The organism is Mesorhizobium sp. M1329 (assembly GCF_040318035.1).
Classification (GTDB): domain Bacteria; phylum Pseudomonadota; class Alphaproteobacteria; order Rhizobiales; family Rhizobiaceae; genus Mesorhizobium.
In genome coordinates, this window is the sequence record NZ_JAMYLN010000009.1 from 126,548 (window position 1) to 146,441 (window position 19,894).

The window sequence follows — 19,894 nt, forward strand, 5'->3', positions numbered from 1 at the left end:
GAAAGTGCCAGCGCGGTTGTTGTCCAGAGCACCAGCGACACCCGGCTACGCCGCCTTCTCCACCAGCCGCGCCAGCTGCGTCATGACAACCGCTGAGCCTGCCAGCCGCTTTTCGGGCGTCGCCCAGTCACGGCTGAAGACGACGCTCTGGTCGGGTCGGATCTTGGCCAGCGAGCCCTGTTCGCCGATGAGCTTGACCAGCCCGACCGGATTGGGGAATTCCCGCTTGCGGAAATGGATGACGACGCCTTTCGGCCCGGCGTCGAGCTTCTCCACGTTGGCCTTGCGGCAAAGCGCCTTGATGAAGACGATCTTCAACAGATGTTTTACCTCTTCCGGCAGCGGCCCGAACCGGTCGATCAGCTCGGCGCCGAAAGCATCGATCTCTTCCGTATTTTCGAGATCGCCAAGGCGCCGATAGAGCGCCAACCTGAGCTGCAGGTCCGGGACATAGCTTTCCGGGATCATCACCGCCGTGCCGACGGCGATCTGCGGCGACCAGCCGCCGTCCTGCACCTCGCCGGAATCCTTCACTTCGGCCACTGCCTCCTCCAGCATCTGCTGGTAGAGTTCGAAGCCGACCTCCTTGATGTGGCCCGACTGCTCTTCGCCAAGCAGATTGCCGGCGCCGCGGATATCGAGGTCGTGGCTGGCCAGCTGGAAACCGGCACCGAGCGTATCGAGCGACTGCAACACTTTCAGCCGACGCTCGGCCGTATCGGTGAGCTTGCGGTTGGCGGGCAGCGTGAAGAGCGCATAGGCGCGCACCTTAGAACGGCCGACGCGGCCGCGCAGCTGATAGAGCTGCGACAGGCCGAACATATCGGCGCGGTGCACGATCAGCGTATTGGCGGTCGGTATATCGAGGCCGGATTCGACGATTGTGGTCGACAAAAGCACATCGTACTGGCCGTCATAGAAGGCGTTCATGATGTCGTCGAGCTCACCGGGCGGCATCTGGCCGTGAGCCACGGCCACTTTCAGCTCAGGCACGGATTCGCGCAGGAAATCATGGATTTCCGCGAGATCGCTGATGCGCGGTACGACGTAGAAGGAATGGCCGCCACGGTAGCGCTCGCGCAGCAGCGTCTCACGGATGACCAGCGGATCGAAGGGGGAGATGAAGGTACGCACGGCCATGCGATCGACCGGCGGCGTGGCGATCAATGACAGCTCACGCACGCCGGTCAAGGCAAGCTGCAGCGTTCGCGGGATCGGCGTCGCCGACAGCGTCAGAACGTGGACCTCGGTCTTGAGATCCTTCAGCCGCTCCTTGTGCTTGACGCCGAAATGCTGCTCCTCGTCGATGATCAGCAGGCCGAGATTCTTGAATGAGATCGCGGAGCCGAGCAGTGCGTGCGTGCCGATGACGATGTCGACTTGGCCCTCGGCGACGCCCTTCTTGGTCTCGGCCAGTTCCTTGGCGCCGACCAGCCGCGAGGCCTGGGCGACGCGGATCGGCAGGCCGGAGAAGCGCTGCGAGAAGGTCTTGAAATGCTGGCGCGACAACAATGTCGTCGGCACCACCACCGCGACCTGAAAGCCTTCCATCGCCGCGATGAAGGCGGCACGAAGCGCGACTTCGGTCTTGCCGAAGCCGACATCGCCGCAGATCAGCCGGTCCATCGGCTTTCCAACGCCCAGATCATCCATGACCGAATCGATCGCCGTTTGCTGGTCGTCAGTTTCCTCATAGGGGAAACGCGCTGCAAACTCGCCATAGAGGCCGTCCGCCGGCACCAGCGCCGGTGCGGCCCGCATTTGCCGCTCGGCGGCGATGCGGATCAGCTGACCGGCCATGTCGAGCAGGCGTTTCTTCAGCCGTGCCTTGCGCGATTGCCAGGCGCCGCCGCCAAGCTTGTCGAGCGTCGCCTCGGCCGAATCCGAGCCATAGCGCGACAGCAGCTCGATGTTTTCCACCGGCAAGAACAGCCGATCGTCGCCGGCATAGTGGATTTCGAGGCAATCGTGCGGCGCACCGACCGCCTCGATGGTGCGCAGCCCGATGAAGCGGCCAATGCCATGGTCGGCATGGACGACGATATCGCCTGAGGACAATGCCGAAGCCTCGGCGATGAAGTCGGACGCACGCTTCTTGCGCTTCGAGCGCCGGATCAGCCGGTCGCCGAGAATGTCCTGCTCGGCGACGACGACCAGTTTCTCCGTCTCGAAGCCGGATTCGAGCGGCAGCACGGCCAGTCCCGCCTGCCCTGGCTCAAGCTTTCCGGCTTCGGCAAGCGTCGCCACCGGCTTCAGATTGCCAAGGTGATGCTCGGCCAGGATCTGGCCGAGCCGGTCGAGCGAACCTTCAGTCCAGCCGGCGACGATGACACGGCGGCTTGCAGCGCGCTCGTCGGAAATGTGTTTGACGACGACGTCGAAGACGTTGGCGTTAGGGTCGGCGCGTTCCTCGACGAAGCTGCGACCATGGCGCGAGCCGGCATGGAACACCTTTTTCGCACCGGCATCGGGCGCGTCGAAGGAGGTGAAGTCGATGGCTTCGCGCGGGCCAAGCGAGGCAATCAGGTTCTCGGGCGACAGATAAAGCAAATCCGGCGGCACCGGCTTGTAGGGCACGGCATCCTTCAAGGCGCCGTCGGCCTGTTTTTTGCGCGCTTCGTAATGATCGAGAATCAGCGCATGGCGCTCGGCCAGTGCCTCATGCGCCAGATGATCAAACACCACGGGCGCATCCGGCAGGTAATCAAACACGGTTTCCAGCCGCTCATAGAAGAACGGCAGCCAGTGCTCCATGCCGGCAAACCGCCTGCCCTCGCTGACCGCCGCATAGAGCCCATCGTCGCGCGAGGGCGCGCCAAAGGCTTCGATGTAGGCGCGGCGGAAGCGGCTGATGGTTTCCGGCGTCAGCGCCACCTCGCTCATTGCCTGTAGCGCCATCGACTTGCGCTGGCCGATCGTGCGCTGCGTTGCGGTATCGAAGACGCGGATCGATTCCAGCGTATCGCCGAAGAAATCGAGGCGCAGCGCCTCCGCCCATCCGGGCGCGTAGAGATCGAGAATACCACCGCGCACCGCAAATTCGCCGATGCCGCGCACCGTCGGCACCCGCTCGAAGCCGGAAGTCTCAAGCCGCGACACCAGCGTGTTCATGTCGATCTGGTTACCGGGCTTGGCGTGAAAGGTCTGCGCCTCGACGAGTTCCGCCGGCGGAATGCGCTGAAGCAAGGCATTCGCGGTGGTCAGAATGACGGCGCGGTGCGGCTTCTTCGCCAGCGCGATCATCGCTGCCAGCGCATCGAGCCGCCTTGCGGCGGCGTCGGCGCCGGGCGAGACGCGGTCGTAAGGCAGGCAGTCCCAGGCCGGCAGTTCCAGCACAGGCAGGCCCGGCGCGGCAAAGGCAAGCGCCTCGACGATCGCCGGCAGACGCTGGCCGTCGCGGGCCACGAACAGCACCGGCTTGTCCGGTGCGATCTCATGTGCAGCCTGCACCAGCGCAAAGGCTTCGTAGCCGTCGGCGACGCCATCGACGATGAACTGGCCGGCGCGGCCTTTCGGCAGACCGATCGTAGGGATAAGGCTCATGGCTACACGTTGTTCAGAAGGTCATGTCCCGGCGCGAAGCCAGGATTTTTTGCAGGACGGCACAGTCGACATCCGCCGGAACCGGGCGTTCGCCAGTGACGAGAGGCAGGAATTCGGTGTCGGGAATGTCGAGGAGCCTCTCATATTGGTCGATTTCGTCGCCGGTCAAGGCGCCGATCTCGGCATCGGCGAAGCTGCCGAGTATAAGGTCCATCTCGCGCATGCCGCGGTGCCACGAACGAAACAGAAGCTTGCGGCGGCGGGCATCGAGGCCCTCGCTTGATCGTTTCGTTCCCGTCATCGTGCAACATCCTTGCCCAGGCGGCGCATATAGCGTGGATAGAAGGCGGTGTCAGCCTTGCGCTACAGTCGCCGCAACATAAGCTGACATCATGCGTCCCTCCCTCCTCGATCCTCTGTTTGTCCCGATCACCTCGCTTGCTGGCGTCGGGCCGAAGGTTGGCGCGCTGATCGAAAAAGTCGTAACAGCCGACCTCGGCGACCGGGCCGCGCGCGCCGGGGACCTCTTGTTCGTGCTGCCGCATACTGTCATCGACCGTCGCAACCGGCCGGGCATCGCCGGTTCGGCCGAGGGCGCCATCGTTACGCTCGACGTACGCATCGACCGCCACCAGCCGCCGCCACGCGGCAACAGGTCGGTCCCGTACCGGGTCTACGCCCATGACGACACCGGCGAGATCGCGCTGACCTTCTTCCATGCTCATGCTGCCTATCTCGAAAAAGCAATGCCCGTAGGCGAGCATGTCGTCGTCTCAGGCCGCATGGAATGGTTCAATGGCCGCCCGACCATGGTTCACCCCGACCATATCGCACTTGCCGGCGACGCAGAAAACCTCCCGCCGGTCGAGCCGGTCTATCCGCTGACCGCCGGGCTCTCGGGCAAGGTGCTGCGCCGGGCCATCGGCCAGGCGCTGGCCCGCCTGCCGGTGCTGCCCGAATGGCAGGACGGTGAGTTCCGGCGCCGCCATGCCTTTCCTGCTTTCGGCGATGCGCTCAACCGCATCCACAATCCTGCCGACCCGATCGACGTCTCTGTCGACGGCGCAGCGTGGCGGCGCCTTGCCTTTGACGAGTTCTTGGCCGGCCAGGTATCGCTGGCGCTGGTACGGGCCAAGGTCCGCCGATTATCGGGCCGGCCACTCGTCGGCGACGGCCGCATAGTCGAACAATTGCGCGCGGCACTCCCCTATTCGCTGACCATGTCGCAGGAAATGGCGCTTGCCGAAATCAACTCCGATCTCGGTGACCCCGAACGCATGCTGCGCCTTTTGCAGGGCGATGTCGGCTCCGGCAAGACGGTGGTCGCGCTGCTTGCCATGGCGCGTGCCGTCGAGGCCGGCGGCCAAGCGGCATTGATGTCGCCCACCGAAATCCTGGCGCGCCAGCATCTGGCAACGATTGCGCCGTTGGCGGAACGGGCCGGCTTGCGCATCGCCATCCTCACCGGCCGCGAAAAGGGCCGCGAGCGCGCCGACACGCTGACCGGGCTGGCAAATGGCGACATCGACATCGTGGTCGGCACCCATGCGCTGTTCCAGGAAACGGTGACGTTCCGTGATCTTGTGTTCGCCGTCGTCGACGAGCAGCACCGTTTCGGCGTCCACCAGCGCCTTGCGATCACCGCCAAGGGCGATGCGCCCGACATGCTGGTGATGACGGCAACGCCGATACCGCGGACGCTGGTGCTAACTGCATTCGGCGACATGGATGTGTCGAAGTTGACGGAAAAGCCGGCCGGCCGCCAGCCGATCCGCACCGTCACCTTGCCGCTTGAACGGCTCGACGAACTGATCGGCCGCATGCTCGACGCCGTCGCCGATGGCCAGAAAATCTACTGGATCTGTCCGCTGGTCGAGGAATCCGAGGAGATCAAGCTGATGTCGGCCGAGGACCGTTTTGCCTCGCTGAAGCCGCTGTTCGGCGACCGCGTCGGCCTGGTGCATGGCCGCATGAAAGGCGCCGACAAAGACGAGGCGATGCGCGCCTTCAAGCAGGGCGACACCCGTATCCTGATCGCCACCACCGTCATCGAGGTCGGCGTCGATGTGCCTGATGCGACGATCATGGTCATCGAGCATGCCGAACGTTTTGGCCTCGCCCAACTGCATCAATTGCGCGGCCGGGTTGGGCGCGGCGACAAGCCTTCATCCTGCGTGCTCCTCTACAAGGATCCGCTCGGCGAGACGGCCAAACGCCGGCTGTCGGTGATGCGCGAGACCGAGGACGGCTTCCGTATCGCCGAAGAGGATTTGAAGCTGCGCGGCGAAGGCGAGTTGCTCGGCACCCGCCAGTCCGGCACGCCGGGCTTCCAGGTGGCGCGCATCGAGGCGCATGCCGACCTGCTCGAGGCCGCTCGCGACGATGCGCGGCTGATCCTGTCGCGCGATCCGGAACTGCAGTCCGAACGTGGCGCGGCGCTGCGCCTGCTGCTCTATCTGTTCGGCCGCGACGAGGCCGTGCGGCTGCTGCGTGCCGGCTGAGGCATCGTGCCAAGCGGAGGATTGGCAAGCGCGCCGTGGATCTGCTCGCCGTTCACCGTCACCATTTTGACCGCCGGCGCCACCAGGCCGGCCGACACGATCAGCTTGGCTCCGTCCTCGATTGTCATGTCGAGCAGCACAATGTCGGATTTCGGCACATACATCAGAAAGCCCGTCGTCGGGTTGGGCGTACACGGCATGAACACGGCAATCAGCGGATCGCCTTCCCGGTCGAGCTTCTGGTTGATCTCGGTTTCCTTCTCGCTGGCGACGAAAACCAGCGACCAGACCCCCTTGCGCGGATATTCGACCAACCCGACCTGGCGGAACATGTCGCCCTTGTTCGACAGCACGGTCTCGAAAATCTGCTTCAGCGAACGGTAGATGCCGCGCACCAGCGGCATGCGGCCAAGCAGGCGCTCGCCGAAATTGACGATGGCGCGGCCAACGATATTGGCGGTCATAAAGCCGATGAAGGTGATGAGGATCAGGGCAACGATCAGCCCAAAACCCGGCACTGGAAACGGCAGGTAAGTGTCCGGATTGTAGCGTACCGGAATGTAGGGTTTCACCCAGGAATCGACCCAGCCGATCAGCGACCAGGCAATGTAGGCAGTAATCGCCAGCGGCGCGCAAACGACGAAGCCGGTCAGGAAATAGTTTCTCAGCCGGGTCATGCCTGAGGTCTTGAGAGCATCCGACATGGTTCACCGCAGCGTGTGTTTGCAGCGCGACACTACTGAACCCGAAGGCGCTTTGGAATGGCGAAGTTTTTAAACGAGACCTATTCCACCGTTACCGATTTCGCCAGGTTGCGAGGCTGGTCGACGTCCGTGCCCATGAACACGGCGGTGAAGTAGGCGAGCATCTGGATCGGCAGCGCGTAGATGATCGGCGAGATGATTTCCGGCACGTCCGGCAAAACGATCGTCTCCATCGTCTTCACCGTAGCGTGTGCCGCGCCCTTGCCGTCGGTGATCAGGATGATCTTGCCGCCGCGCGCCGCCACCTCCTGCATGTTCGACACTGTCTTTTCGAAGATGCGGTCATGCGGCGCGATGACGATGACGGGCATGTTCTCGTCGATCAGCGCGATCGGGCCGTGCTTCAACTCGCCGGCGGCATAGCCTTCGGCGTGAATATAGGAAATTTCCTTAAGCTTCAGCGCGCCTTCCATGGCCAGCGGAAAATTGGTGTCACGGCCGAGATAAAGCACGTTTTTGTAGTGCGAGAGGTCGCGCGCGATCTTTTCGATCTGCCCATCGAGCTTTAGCACCTGGTTCGCATAACGCGGCGCTTCCGACAGCTCGCGTATCAGCGTTTTCTCCTGCTCATGCGAAATCGTTCCGCGCGCCACGCCGGCCCGCACCGCCAGTGAGGCCAGCACGGAAAGCTGGCAGGTGAACGCCTTGGTCGAGGCGACGCCGATCTCCGGGCCGGCCAATGTCGGCAGGATGACGTCGGATTCGCGCGCCATGGTCGATTCGCGCACATTGACGACCGCGCCGATCTTCATGCCAGCCTTGCGGCAGTAGCGTAGCGACGCCAGCGTGTCGGCGGTCTCACCCGATTGCGAGATGAAGAACGCGGCATCGTTCTTCGACAGCGGCATCTCGCGGTAGCGGAACTCCGAAGCGACATCTATGTCGACCGGCAGCCGCGCATAGCGCTCGAACCAGTATTTGCTGATCAGCCCGGCAAGATAAGCGGTACCGCAGGCCGAGATCGCCAGCCGGTCGATCTTGGCGAAATCGAACGGCAGGTCGAGCGGCTTCGAGACCCCGCCGACGAAATCAACATAATGCGCCAGCGTGTGCGAGATCACTTCCGGCTGCTCATGGATTTCCTTTTCCATGAAATGGCGGCGGTTGCCTTTGTCGACCATGAAGCTCGTGCTGAGCGACTGTTGGCGTTTGCGGTCGACCTTGTTGCCGCCCATGTCGAAGATATCGACCTCGTTGCGGCGCACCACCGCCCAGTCACCGTCTTCCAGATAGGTGATCGAATTGGTGAAAGGGGCAAGCGCAATGGCGTCGGAGCCAAGGAACATCTGGCCATCGCCATGACCGACCGCGAGCGGTGGGCCGTTGCGGGCGCCGACGATCAGATCCTCGTCGCCCTTGAACATGATGGCGAGCGCAAAGGCGCCTTCCAGCCGCTTCAGCGCCTTGTGCGCCGCCTCAACCGGCTTCAGCCCCTTGGCCAGTTCGCGCGCCACCAGATGAGCGACGACTTCGGTATCGGTCTGCGACGTGAAGCTGTAGCCGTCGCGCATCAGCTCGTCGCGCAATTCGGCGAAATTCTCGATGATGCCGTTATGGACGATGGCGACGCCGTCAGAAAAATGCGGATGCGCATTGCTCTCGTTCGGAACGCCATGCGTGGCCCAGCGCGTGTGGCCGATGCCGATCATGCCGTCGAGTGGTTCGTCCTTCAGCCGGCGCTCGAGATTGACCAGCTTGCCCTCGGCGCGGCGGCGGTCAAGCCTGCCATGCTCGATCGTGGCGATGCCGGCCGAGTCATAGCCGCGATATTCGAGCCTTTTCAGCGCATCGACGATAAGCGGCGCGACCGGCGAGTTACCGACAATTCCAACGATACCGCACATGGCGCTTGCCCCCGATTCCGACCTTAAACCCGGCGCTATTTAGAGACTGCCGGGCTGTCGCGAAAAATCACATTCCATTTCGTCCGATATCAGCCGGACTATCCTGCACAGATGCACCATGACAGGGCGCACTTGCAATCCGGTTACTGCAATTGCTCAGTTTCTCCGCTTATGTATCCTATCTCGGCTCAACGGCTCCAGAAATCAGTCAAAGACATGATGCGGCTATGAACGAACGAATCGACACGGTGACGCTTTGGCGTCCGGTTGGCGAACTGGAGTTGATCCAGAAGGCAGGGATGCGCGCCTTTCCGCCTCGACTTGCCGATCAGCCGATCTTCTATCCGGTCACCAGCGAGGCCTATGCCACCCAGATCGCCCGGGACTGGAATGTGCCCGCGAGCAGATCAGGTTTCGTGACGCGTTTCGAGGTGCGTCGCAGCTTTCTGGACCGTTACAGCGTCCAGCATGCCGGCAGCCGGGCGCATCTGAAGACCTGTCGGCCTTCAACGATGCAATCGTTGGCGAAATCCAGCTTGTCGCTGAGTTCGCTAGTCTACCCTTTTTTGCGGACAGCCGCGGCCGAAGAAAAACGCTCCCGCAACGCCTTGCCCTTGCCGGGTAGAGTCCGCTGGCGGGCGCGGCCGAAGGCCAGCGCATCGTCGGGTACGCTTTCGGTGATGACGCTGCCCGAGGCGATGTAGCCGCCCTTACCGATCGACACTGGCGCCACCAGCGAGGAGTTCGAGCCGATGAAGGCGCCCTCGCCGATATCTGTGAAGAATTTCGAATAGCCGTCATAGTTGCAGGTGATAGTGCCGGCGCCGATATTGGCGCCTGCGCCGATGCGGGCATCGCCGATATAGGTCAGATGGTTGACCTTGGCGCCCTCCTCGACGATCGCCTGCTTTACCTCGCAGAAATTGCCGACCTTGGCCTTGTTTCTCAGATCGGCCCCTGGCCGCAGCCGCGCGAACGGGCCGACATCGCAGTTCGACGCAATGGTGGCGCCTTCGATATGGCTGAAGGCATGGATCTTGGCGCCCGTGGCGATTTTTACGCCCGGCCCGAACCAGACATTGGGTTCGACAATCGTGTCGGCGCCGATCTCGGTATCGTGCGAGAAGAACACGGTTTCGGGCGCAATCAGCGTAACGCCAGAAAGCATCGCCTCGCGCCGCCGGCGCGTCTGCCAGATACCTTCCGCCTGGGCAAGCTCGGCACGGTTGTTGATGCCGAGCGCGTTCTCGAAACTGGCTTCGGTGGCGACGACATCAAGTCCCTGCGCAGCGGCGATCTCGACGATATCGGTGAGATAATACTCGCCCTTGGCGTTCTTGCTGCCGACTTCATCGAGCAGCTTCAACGCGTGCTTGCCGGCGATCGCCATCAGCCCGCCATTGCAGAAGGTGATTTTCTTCTCCTCGTCCGAGCAGTCCTTCTCCTCGCGGATGGCCACGAGCTTGCCGGCCTTTTCGATAAGCCGGCCGTAGCCCGAAGGATTCTCTGTACGGAAGCCGACCACGACGACGGCCGCACCTTCGGCCAGCTTCAGCCGCGCCGCCGCGAGCGCTTCCGGATCGATCAACGGCGTGTCGCCAAACATCACCAAGATGTCGTCATAACCCTTTGATATTGCTGCGCGTGCGGCAAGCACGGCGTGCGCGGTGCCAAGACGTTTTTCCTGGACGAAAGCCTCGGCCTTCGGCGCAAACTTGACTGCGGCCTTGCGCATCTCATCGGCGCCATGGCCGATCACCAGCGCCAGATCGCCGCTGCCGGCGGCTTCAGCCGCCTTGACGACATGGGCAACCATCGGCAGGCCGGCGATTGTGTGCAGCACTTTCGGCACTGAACTCTTCATGCGCGTGCCTTCGCCAGCGGCGAGGATGATGGATAGGCAGGATCTCTGGCTCATGGGGACAGCAACCGTTGAAAGGGGTCTGGAATCGAAGCGTTAGTAGCACCGGCGGCATGCTGCACCAATGCGGTTAAATTCCGGTGAGACGGTAGAACCTCCAACCCGCGACACGCTCAAGCCGATCGGCTCAGGCGGCTTCCGCCTCGTTGCGTGATGCGAAGCTGGGGGCTCGGCCACGGCCGTATTGCCGTGGCGAACAGTTCATGACCCGCTTGAAGGCTGTGCTGAAGCCGCTTTCGGATTCGTAGCCGAGCGACAGCGCGATGACGGCGACGGGATCGCTGGAATTCGTCAGCCGGTCGCCGGCCAGCAGCATTCGCCAGCGCGTCAAATAGTCCATCGGCGACGCGCCAACCGTCTCCTTGAATCTGAGCGCAAAGGTCGATCGCGACATGCCGGTCCGTTCCGCCAGTTCCTGTAACGTCCAGCCATGCGCAGGATCGTCATGCATGGCGCTGATCGCCGCGCCGATCTGTTTGTCAGCCAGGGCAAAGAGCCAGCCGATGCCACCTTTCAATCCTTCCGAAAGATGCAGCCGCAGCGCCTGAACCAGCATCATGTGGGCGAGGTGCTGAATCACCAGAAAGCCGCCCGGCTGCGGCTCGCGCAGCTCCTGCATCATCCGCTCCACCGACCAGCGCAGCGCCGACTGGTCCGACTCTTTGCGGATATGCACAATGGCTGGCAGCATCCGCAACAGGATGCCGGCATGATTCCCGCCAAGCGCGAAGCGGCTGCTGACCAGAAAGAAATCACCACCGCCATTGTGGGTCACGACACCGCCGGCTCGCGCGGGCGGAAAAATCTTGACGGCTTCAACAGGCGTCAAGCTCATGTCGCTTGCAAGGCGGAAGGGCCGTCCACTCGGCAGCAGGAAGCAGTCTCCCGTCTCAAGGCGCACTGCGTCAGCAACGCCCTCCACAGATAGCCAGCACCGGCCGGAGACCACCGCTCCGGTCTTGATGCTTTGCTGCTGGTCGGGGAACTGGATCGACCATTCACCACCAGCATCGAAACCGGCCGACATATAGTTTCGCGGCTTCAGCAGCGAGAGCACATCTGAAAGGGGATCCACAGGTCATTCCGGACGATTGCGAAGATAATACGGACTCTACCGCATAGATCGTATTTTCTCAAGCGCCTATCACGATACAACCGAGCCGCGAGCATGGTCGTGGTCAGAAATGAACAAGGAGAAGTCGTGATGCGTGTTTTCGTTACCGGAGCGACCGGATTCGTCGGTTCTGCCGTCGTTCAAGAACTCATCGGCGCCGGCCATCAGGTGCTCGGCCTCGCCCGCTCGGCGGCGTCGGCCAAGTCGCTTGCAGCCACCGGAGCCGAGGTGCATCGAGGTGACCTCGAAGACCTCGAAAGCCTCAGTAGGGGCGCAGCGGCAGCCGATGGCGTGATCCATACCGGCTTCAACCACGACTTCTCGAAATTCGCGCAAAACTGCGAGATGGACCGGCGCGCCATCGAGGCCTTGGGCGGAGCACTCGAAGGCTCCGAGCGGCCCCTGCTCGTCACCTCCGGAACCGCGCTCCAGGCGCGGGGCCGTGTCGCGACGGAGGAAGATGCGCCTGTCCCCTCTTCCGCCTCGTATCCCCGCGCCTCCGAAGCGACAGCCGCCGCGCTGGCGGCACGCGGCGTGCGCGCGTCGGTTGTTCGCCTTCCTCCGTCGGTCCATGGCCAGGGCGACCACGCCTTTGTTCCGATCCTCATCGACCTTGCTCGCAAGAAGGGCGTGTCGGCCTATGTCGGCGAAGGGTTCAATCGCTGGCCTGCCGTGCATCGGTTCGATGCCGCCCGCGTCTACCGGTTTGCGCTCGAGCATGGAGCCGGTGGCGGGCGATATCACGCGATCGCCGAAGAAGGAGTGCCGTTCAAGGACATCGCCGGCGTGATCGGCCGTCGCCTGAACGTGCCGGTCGTCGCCAAGTCCGGGGAAGAAGCCGCCGATCATTTTGGCTGGTTCGCGATGTTCGCGGCGATGGATGTCCCGACCTCAAGCGAACGGACTCGCGCGCTGCTGGGGTGGGCGCCGAGCGGACCCGAGCTCATCGCCGATATCAACCAGCCGGGCTATTTCGAAGGTTGAACGGACCACGTAGCTGCGGTGCCTTGCACCGCAGCTACGGCCTCGCGCTTCGGCCGGGCGGGAACCTATCCCAATTGCCCCAGCACCGGAAAATTCTCAAGCAGCCAGTATGACACCGCCTGCACGCCGCCGGTCAGGAAAAACACGCCGGCGACCACCAGCAACCCGCCGATGGCCTTTTCGACGCGGCCGAGATGGACGCGGAATTTCCCGAGAAAGCGCATGAAGGCGCCGGAAAACAGCGCCGCAACGAGGAAGGGAATACCGAGGCCGAGCGAGTAGGCGGCAAGCAGCAGCGCGCCCTCGCCCACCGTCTCGCGGCCGCCGGCAAGCGTCAGGATCGGCCCCAGCACCGGGCCGATACAGGGCGTCCAGCCAAAGGCGAAGGCCAAGCCCATGACATAAGCGGCGATCAGGCTGGCCGGCTTGCCTTGTGACTGGAAGCGCGCCTCGCGTGAAAGCAAAGGGATGCGCAGTACACCGAGGAAATTCAGCCCCATCAGGATGATCAGCACGCCAGCCGCCATTGCCAGCGGCTCCTGCCAGACTCGCAGCAGATGGCCGATGGTCGAGGCGCCGGCGCCGAGCGCGACGAAGACGGTCGAAAAGCCGAGCACGAAGGCGATGGAGGAATTAACCAGCGCGCCGCGCGCACCGGCCTTTGCCGTAATGCCGGCCTCGCCGCGGAAATCGTCGACCGACACGCCGGCCATATAGCACAGGTAAGGCGGCACCAGCGGCAGCACGCAGGGTGACAGGAACGAAATTGCTCCCGCCCCGATCGCGCTGACATAGCCGACGTCCAATGCCATTTCCGTCTCCCGATGACTGCGCAGCCATATAGCTACGACAACGGCCGTCCGCCAATCACCATCGCGTGGCCCCATCACATTGGGTAGCAATGCCGACGCCCGCCCGGGAAGAAAGGGCAGCCAGGCAGCGTTGATCAAACGAAGCTGCGTTGTTCCGCGCGCTTTTCGAATGATCCAGGGAGAAGTCCATGAAAACGATCGCAATTGGCATGGCCGCGCTTTTGCTCGGCACCACGGCGTCCTTGGCCGCCGAGGCGTGGAAGGAAGCAGAACTCGGCGGCAGCAAGATCTACACCGACGCCAGCGGCATGACGCTCTACACCTACGACAAGGACGAGACGGGCAAGTCGAACTGCTACGACAAATGCGCCGCCAATTGGCCGCCGCTGAAGGCTGACGCCAACGCCAAGGCCGAGGGCGAATGGACGATCGTCGACCGCACCGACGGCACCAGGATGTGGGCCTACGAAGGCAAGCCGCTCTACACGTTCATCAAGGACAAGAAGGCCGGGGACGTCACCGGCGAGGGTGTCGGCGGCGTTTGGCATATCGCCAAGGCCGACTAAGCCTTGAGCTTCTGATCCGCTGTAACAGGCGGTAACACGGCTGGTCGCTGGGAACTCGACCCAACCGCCCCGGCGGCCAGCTTTTCAGCACGGTAATTCCTTGCGACTGTCCGAGCAAAATGCCGGGCTACCGATCACGCGCTTCACAGCATCTGTTCAAGCAGGGCTGGCGCGTGCTGGATGTTTCTCTTATATCCGCGGGAGAGTTTGTCCCGTTCTCCAGGATCAATTGCCGGGCTTGTCCAGCGATGGGCTGCCCATTTCCCTTGTCCAGGATTGCGGAAATCGCATGGCGCGCCGTTGGGTTGCGCATTCGGTACAGGGCCGCATTTTGACTGCTTGGCCTTGACCCGATGCAAAAGCGCGGCCATGTGAGCGACACATTGAACGAGATTTCGTCGCGCGCAGCGGAATTCTTCTGCCGCATCACAACTGATATGAGACCGTATGGACGTCGTCGTCGTCGAATCGCCGGCCAAGGCGAAGACAATCAACAAATACCTCGGCAAGAACTACAAGGTTCTGGCCTCGTTTGGCCATGTCCGCGATCTCCCGGCCAAGGATGGCTCGGTGCGTCCGGATGAAGACTTTGCCATGTCCTGGGCCGTCGACACCGCGTCTGGAAAGCGTCTCGCCGATATCGCCAAGGCGGTCAAGGACGCCGACGGGCTGATCCTCGCCACCGATCCGGACCGCGAGGGCGAGGCGATCTCCTGGCATGTCCTCGAAGTGCTGAAGCAAAAGCGCGCGTTGAAGGACAAGCCGGTCAGCCGCGTCGTCTTCAACGCTATCACCAAGGCGTCGGTGCTGGAGGCGATGGCCAATCCGCGCCAGATCGATGCGCCGCTGGTCGATGCCTATCTGGCCCGCCGCGCGCTCGACTATCTGGTCGGCTTCACGCTGTCGCCCGTGCTGTGGCGCAAGCTGCCCGGCGCCCGCTCCGCCGGCCGCGTCCAGTCGGTGGCGCTGCGTCTGGTCTGCGACCGCGAATCCGAAATCGAGCGCTTCATCCGCGAGGAATACTGGCAGGTCGCCGCCATCCTCGGCACGCCGCGCAAGGAAAATTTCGAGGCGCGGCTGACCGCCTTCGAGCGCAAGAAGCTGCAAAAGCTCGACATTTCCAACAAGGCGCAGGCCGACGACATCAAGGCGATGCTCGAAGGCGCAAGCTTCAAGGCGGCGTCGGTCGAAGCCAAGCCGACCAAGCGCAATCCCGGGCCGCCCTTCACCACCTCGACGCTGCAGCAGGCAGCCTCATCGGGTCTCGGCTTTTCGGCCAACCGCACCATGCAGGTGGCGCAGCGGCTCTATGAGGGCATGGAGATCGGCGGCGAGACCACCGGCCTGATCACCTATATGCGAACCGACGGCGTGCAGATGGCACCGGAGGCGATCTCTGCCGCACGCGATGCGATCGCCAAGGAATTCGGTGCCAAGTACCTGCCTGAAAAGCCGCGCGTCTATTCCGCCAAGGCCAAGAATGCCCAGGAGGCGCACGAAGCGATCCGTCCGACCGATTTCATGCGCACGCCGGCTTCCGTCAGGCAGTATCTCGACGCCGACCAGGCGCGGCTTTACGAGATGATCTGGAAACGCGCCATCGCCAGCCAGATGCAGCCGGCCGAGATCGAGCGCACCACGGTCGAGATCGAGGCCATCAACGGCCCGCGCACCGCCGAGCTTCGTGCTGTCGGCTCGGTTGTTCGCTTCGACGGCTTCCTTGCCGCCTACATCGAGCAGAAGGAAGAAGATTCGGAAGACGAGGAAAGCCGCCGCCTGCCCGAGATCCGTGCCGGCGAGCAGCTCACACGCGAGGCGATCAACGCTACCCAACACACCACCGAGCCGCCGCCGCGTTATTCGGAAGCTTCGCTGATCAAGAAGCTGGAGGAGCTGGGCATCGGCCGGCCGTCGACCTATACGGCGATCCTGAAGACGCTCGAGGATCGCGATTACGTCACCATCGACAAGCGCAAGCTGGTGCCACAGGCCAAGGGCCGGCTATTGTCAGCCTTCCTCGAAAGCTTCTTCGAGCGTTATGTCGAGTACGACTTCACCGCTTCGCTCGAGGAGAAACTCGACGAAATCTCTGACGGCAAGCTCGCCTGGAAGGACGTGCTGCGCGATTTCTGGAAGGATTTTTCCGGCGCCGTCGCCGACATCAAGGAGTTGCGCGTCACCGACGTTCTCGATGCGTTGAACGAGGAACTGGCGCCGCTGGTGTTTCCCGCGCGCGAAGACGGTTCGAACCCGCGCATCTGTCCGAAATGCGGCACCGGCAACCTGTCGCTGAAGCTCGGCAAGTTCGGCGCCTTCGTCGGCTGTTCGAACTATCCCGAATGCTCCTTCACCCGCCAGCTCGGCGACGCCGCCAATCCCAATGGCGAGAACGGCAATGGCGAAGACGGCACCAAGGTGCTCGGCAAGGACCCCTATACCGCCGAGGAGATCACGCTGCGCAATGGCCGGTTCGGCCCCTATATCCAGCGCGGCGACGGCAAGGATGCCAAGCGCTCCAGCCTGCCCAAGGGCTGGACTGTCGATTCGATCGATCATGAAAAGGCGCTCGCCCTCTTGTCGCTGCCGCGCGACGTCGGCAAGCATCCGGAATCCGGCAAGATGATTTCGGCCGGGCTGGGGCGCTACGGGCCGTTCGTGCTGCATGACGGCACCTACGCCAATCTCGACAGCATCGAGGACGTGTTCTCGATCGGCCTCAATCGCGCCGTCTCGGTGATCGCCGAGAAGCAATTGAAGGGCAAAGGCGGCCGCAATGGCGGCACAGCCGCTGCGCTCAAGGAACTTGGCGATCATCCTGCCGGCGGCGGCAAGATCGTCGTGCGCGACGGCAAATACGGGCCTTATGTGAATTTCGGCAAGGTCAATGCGACGCTGCCGAAGGGCAAGGATCCGCAATCGGTGACTATCGAGGATGCGGTTGCGCTCATTGCGGAAAAGGAAGCCAAGGGCGGCAATGGCGCCAGGAAGCCCTTCCGCAAAGCGGCCGCGCCTGCCAAGAAACCGGCTGCGGCCAAAAAACCGGCGGCCAGGAAAAAGGGATAGGACGGGTTGGCGCACAAAGTCTCCGGAAGAAGCCACGGCGATCTGCGCACCGCCGATACCCGCGCCAAGGTCAGGGACAATTACCGGCCTTCACGCGACGAGATACTGCGTTACATCGCCGAAAATCCGGACCGCGCCGGAAAACGCGACATCGCCAAGGCGTTTGCGCTGCGCGGCGAAGACCGTATCTGGCTGAAGGACGTCTTGCGCGACCTGCAGGACGAAGGCCTGCTGACCAAGGAGCGCAAGCGGCTTGCCCGTGTCGGCGCCCTGCCCCACGTCGCGGTGCTCGACATCTTCGGCCGTGACGCCGACGGTGTGCTGCTGGCGCACCCGACCGAAGCGATTGGCAATGGCGAACCTCCGGTCATAGCGATCCGCGTGTCGCGCGGCGGCAATGGCCCGACGCCGGGCATCGGCGACCGCGTGCTGGCCAAGACCTTTCCGACCGACGATCCGGCAGGCCCGGCCTATACCGGCCGGGTGATGAAGATATTCGAGAAGCGCACCGATTCGGTTCTCGGCGTTTTCCGTGTGCTGAAGGACGGCACGCTCCGCATCGAGCCGGTGGAAAGGCGCCAGCCGGAGCTGGTCGTCGACAAGGAATTCCAGAACGGCGCCAAGAACGGCGATCTGGTCGAGGTCGAGCCGGCGCGGGCCTCCCGCTACGGGCTGCCGCGAGCCAAGGTTCTGGCGGTGTTGGGGTCGCTGGCCAGCGAAAAGGCGGTCTCGATGATCGCCATCCATGCACACGACATTCCACATATTTTTCCCGCCGACGTTATCGCCGAGGCGGAGGCGGTCAAGCCGGCGACGCTTGCCGGCCGCGAGGATTGGCGCGAGCTGCCGCTGCTCACCATCGATCCGGCCGACGCCAAGGATCATGACGACGCGGTGTTCGCCATGCCCGACACCGACGAGAAGAACGCCGGCGGCGTGGTTGTCACCGTCGCCATTGCCGATGTCGCTGCATACGTGCGTTACGGCACGGCACTCGATCGCGAAGCGCTGAAGCGCGGCAATTCGGTCTATTTCCCCGACCGCGTCGTGCCGATGCTGCCGGAGCGCATCTCGAACGACCTCTGCTCACTGCGCGAGGGCCAGGATCGTCCGGCGATAGCGGTGCGTATGACTTTCTCGGCCGATGGCCACAAACTCAGACACTCGTTCCATCGCGTCATGATGAAGTCGGCCGCGAAACTTGCCTATCAGCAGGCGCAAGCGGCGATCGACGGCGCACCGGACGACACGACTGGCCCGATCCTCGATGCGGTGCTGAAGCCGCTATGGGACGCCTACGCGATCCTGAAGCGCGGCCGCGACACGCGCCAGCCGCTTGAGCTCGATCTGCCCGAGCGCAAGATCCTGCTCAAGCAGGACGGCACCGTCGACAAGGTCGTCGTGCCGGAGCGGCTCGACGCGCACAAACTGATCGAAGAGTTCATGATCCAGGCCAATGTCGCCGCCGCCGAGACACTCGAGGCGAAGCGGCAGGCGCTGGTCTACCGCATCCACGATGCGCCTTCGCTCGCCAAGCAGGAATCGCTGCGTGAATTCCTGCAGACGCTAGGCCTGTCGCTGGCGCGCGGCGCGCAGATGCGGCCGAACCAGTTCAACGGCATCCTCGCTCGCGTGCGCGGCGCCGACAATGAGGGGCTAGTCAACGAAGTGGTGCTGCGCTCGCAGAGCCAAGCCGAATATTCGCCTGCCAATATCGGCCATTTCGGCCTCAACCTGAAGCGCTATGCGCATTTCACCTCGCCGATCCGCAGATATGCCGACCTGATCGTGCATCGCGGGCTGATTGCCGCACTCGGCCTTGGTCCGGGGGGCCTGACGCAGGACGAGGCGGAGCGGCTGGAAGAGGTCTCGGCACTGATTTCCGCGACCGAGCGGCGCGCTATGGCCGCCGAGCGCGACACGGTCGACCGGCTGATCGCCGCCTATCTCGCCGAGCGCATCGACGACCGTTTCGACGCCCGCATCTCGGGCGTCACCAAATCGGGCCTGTTTGTCCAATTGCCGCAGTATGGCGCGGATGGCTTCATTCCGGTTTCAACCCTGGGCGGCGACTACTATATATACGACGAAACTGCTCGATCGCTTTTCGGAGAACGCACCGGCAAGGGCTATCAGCTTGCTGATCGCGTCGAGGTTCGCCTGATCGAGGTGGCGCCGATGGCCGGCGCGATGCGTTTCGAGATGCTGACCGAGCCAAAGCCGCTGCCCGGCTCCAAACGGTCGTTCCACAAGGCCAAAGGCCGCGCCCGGGCGTCGCAATCGCGTCCAGGCACGCGCGGCAGGAGACGGTAATGCCAACAGAACTGCAGGTGGAAGAACGGGTTTTCGGCGGCGAACATCACTCGGGCCGGACCGCCCGGCCGCTATGGACGGCAATGAAGCGCGGCATGCTCGGCCGCTGCCCGCATTGCGGCGAGGGCAAGCTGTTTCGCGCCTTCGTCAAGACCGTCGATAAATGCGATCGTTGCGGCGAGGAGCTCCACCACCATCGCGCCGACGACCTGCCGGCCTATCTCGTGGTCGTCATTGTCGGCCACATCGTGCTCGGCGCCTTCATGGGTGTCGAGGCGACCTCGACGCTGTCGACCTGGCAGCACATCGCCATCTGGGTGCCATTGACCATCATTCTCGCCGTCGTCCTGCTGCAGCCAGTCAAGGGCGCTGTCATCGGCCTGCAATGGGCCTTTTATATGCACGGCTTTGGCGGTGAAGAAGATCTGATCGAGTCGCATCCCGAGGCTTGAAACCGAGGCTGGCGCAA

13 protein-coding genes are annotated in these 19,894 nt (G+C 63.2%); 6 read left to right on the forward strand and 7 right to left on the reverse strand.

Annotated elements, in window-relative coordinates:
* Window positions 1–45: 45 nt before the first annotated feature.
* Both mfd and NKH21_RS11850 read right to left on the reverse strand, forming a co-directional pair.
* A complete protein-coding gene (gene mfd / locus NKH21_RS11845) occupies window positions 46–3,543 on the reverse strand; it encodes a transcription-repair coupling factor (RefSeq protein WP_352666448.1) in 3,498 nt (1,165 codons plus the stop codon).
* Between the two features lie 13 nt (window positions 3,544–3,556).
* Complete coding sequence (locus tag NKH21_RS11850) at window positions 3,557–3,844, reverse strand: FAD assembly factor SdhE (protein WP_352666447.1); 288 nt, start codon at window positions 3,842–3,844, stop codon at window positions 3,557–3,559.
* Window positions 3,845–3,935: 91 nt separating this feature from the next.
* Between NKH21_RS11850 and recG the strand changes: the two genes are divergently transcribed.
* A complete protein-coding gene (gene recG / locus NKH21_RS11855) occupies window positions 3,936–6,044 on the forward strand; it encodes an ATP-dependent DNA helicase RecG (protein WP_352666445.1) in 2,109 nt (702 codons plus the stop codon).
* Here recG and NKH21_RS11860 read toward each other — a convergent pair.
* From NKH21_RS11860 to NKH21_RS11880, 4 genes are all read right to left on the reverse strand, one after another.
* Complete coding sequence (locus tag NKH21_RS11860) at window positions 5,996–6,748, reverse strand: DUF502 domain-containing protein (protein ID WP_352491637.1); 753 nt, start codon at window positions 6,746–6,748, stop codon at window positions 5,996–5,998. The two genes, recG and NKH21_RS11860, sit on opposite strands and share 49 nt — an antisense overlap.
* Before the next feature lie 80 nt (window positions 6,749–6,828).
* On the reverse strand, window positions 6,829–8,652 hold the full coding sequence (gene glmS, locus NKH21_RS11865; RefSeq protein ID WP_352865036.1) for a glutamine--fructose-6-phosphate transaminase (isomerizing): 1,824 nt from the start codon (window positions 8,650–8,652) through the stop codon (window positions 6,829–6,831).
* 556 nt (window positions 8,653–9,208) lie between these two features.
* On the reverse strand, window positions 9,209–10,570 hold the full coding sequence (gene glmU, locus NKH21_RS11875; RefSeq protein WP_352865038.1) for a bifunctional UDP-N-acetylglucosamine diphosphorylase/glucosamine-1-phosphate N-acetyltransferase GlmU: 1,362 nt from the start codon (window positions 10,568–10,570) through the stop codon (window positions 9,209–9,211).
* 130 nt (window positions 10,571–10,700) lie between these two features.
* A complete protein-coding gene (locus NKH21_RS11880) occupies window positions 10,701–11,648 on the reverse strand; it encodes an AraC family transcriptional regulator (RefSeq protein WP_352667870.1) in 948 nt (315 codons plus the stop codon).
* A gap of 129 nt (window positions 11,649–11,777) precedes the next feature.
* Here NKH21_RS11880 and NKH21_RS11885 point away from each other — a divergent pair, with 129 nt between their 5' ends.
* The gene (locus NKH21_RS11885; RefSeq protein WP_352667872.1) at window positions 11,778–12,671 is read left to right on the forward strand and encodes an SDR family oxidoreductase; all 894 of its coding nucleotides are present in this window, start codon (window positions 11,778–11,780) and stop codon (window positions 12,669–12,671) included.
* A gap of 65 nt (window positions 12,672–12,736) precedes the next feature.
* Here the strand turns inward: NKH21_RS11885 and NKH21_RS11890 are convergent, their stop codons facing one another.
* A complete protein-coding gene (locus tag NKH21_RS11890; RefSeq protein WP_352667875.1) occupies window positions 12,737–13,483 on the reverse strand; it encodes a cytochrome c biogenesis CcdA family protein in 747 nt (248 codons plus the stop codon).
* Between the two features lie 188 nt (window positions 13,484–13,671).
* Between NKH21_RS11890 and NKH21_RS11895 the strand changes: the two genes are divergently transcribed.
* The 4 genes from NKH21_RS11895 to NKH21_RS11910 all read left to right on the forward strand — a co-directional run bounded on the left by NKH21_RS11895 (window position 13,672) and on the right by NKH21_RS11910 (window position 19,877).
* Entirely contained in the window at window positions 13,672–14,049 is a 378-nt protein-coding gene (locus NKH21_RS11895) for a COG4315 family predicted lipoprotein (protein ID WP_352667876.1), read from the forward strand.
* A gap of 447 nt (window positions 14,050–14,496) precedes the next feature.
* Window positions 14,497–17,112 (forward strand): type I DNA topoisomerase, encoded by a 2,616-nt coding sequence (gene topA, locus NKH21_RS11900; protein WP_352667878.1) that lies wholly within the window; start codon window positions 14,497–14,499, stop codon window positions 17,110–17,112.
* A gap of 6 nt (window positions 17,113–17,118) precedes the next feature.
* Window positions 17,119–19,425 carry a ribonuclease R gene (rnr, locus tag NKH21_RS11905; RefSeq protein ID WP_502903443.1) on the forward strand — a complete coding sequence of 769 codons (2,307 nt, stop codon included), beginning with the start codon at window positions 17,119–17,121 and terminating at the stop codon, window positions 19,423–19,425.
* Window positions 19,425–19,877: a DUF983 domain-containing protein gene (locus tag NKH21_RS11910; protein ID WP_352667881.1), complete on the forward strand. Its 453-nt coding sequence runs from the start codon at window positions 19,425–19,427 to the stop codon at window positions 19,875–19,877. The genes rnr and NKH21_RS11910 overlap by 1 nt, the downstream gene beginning before the upstream one ends.
* Window positions 19,878–19,894: the final 17 nt, after the last annotated feature.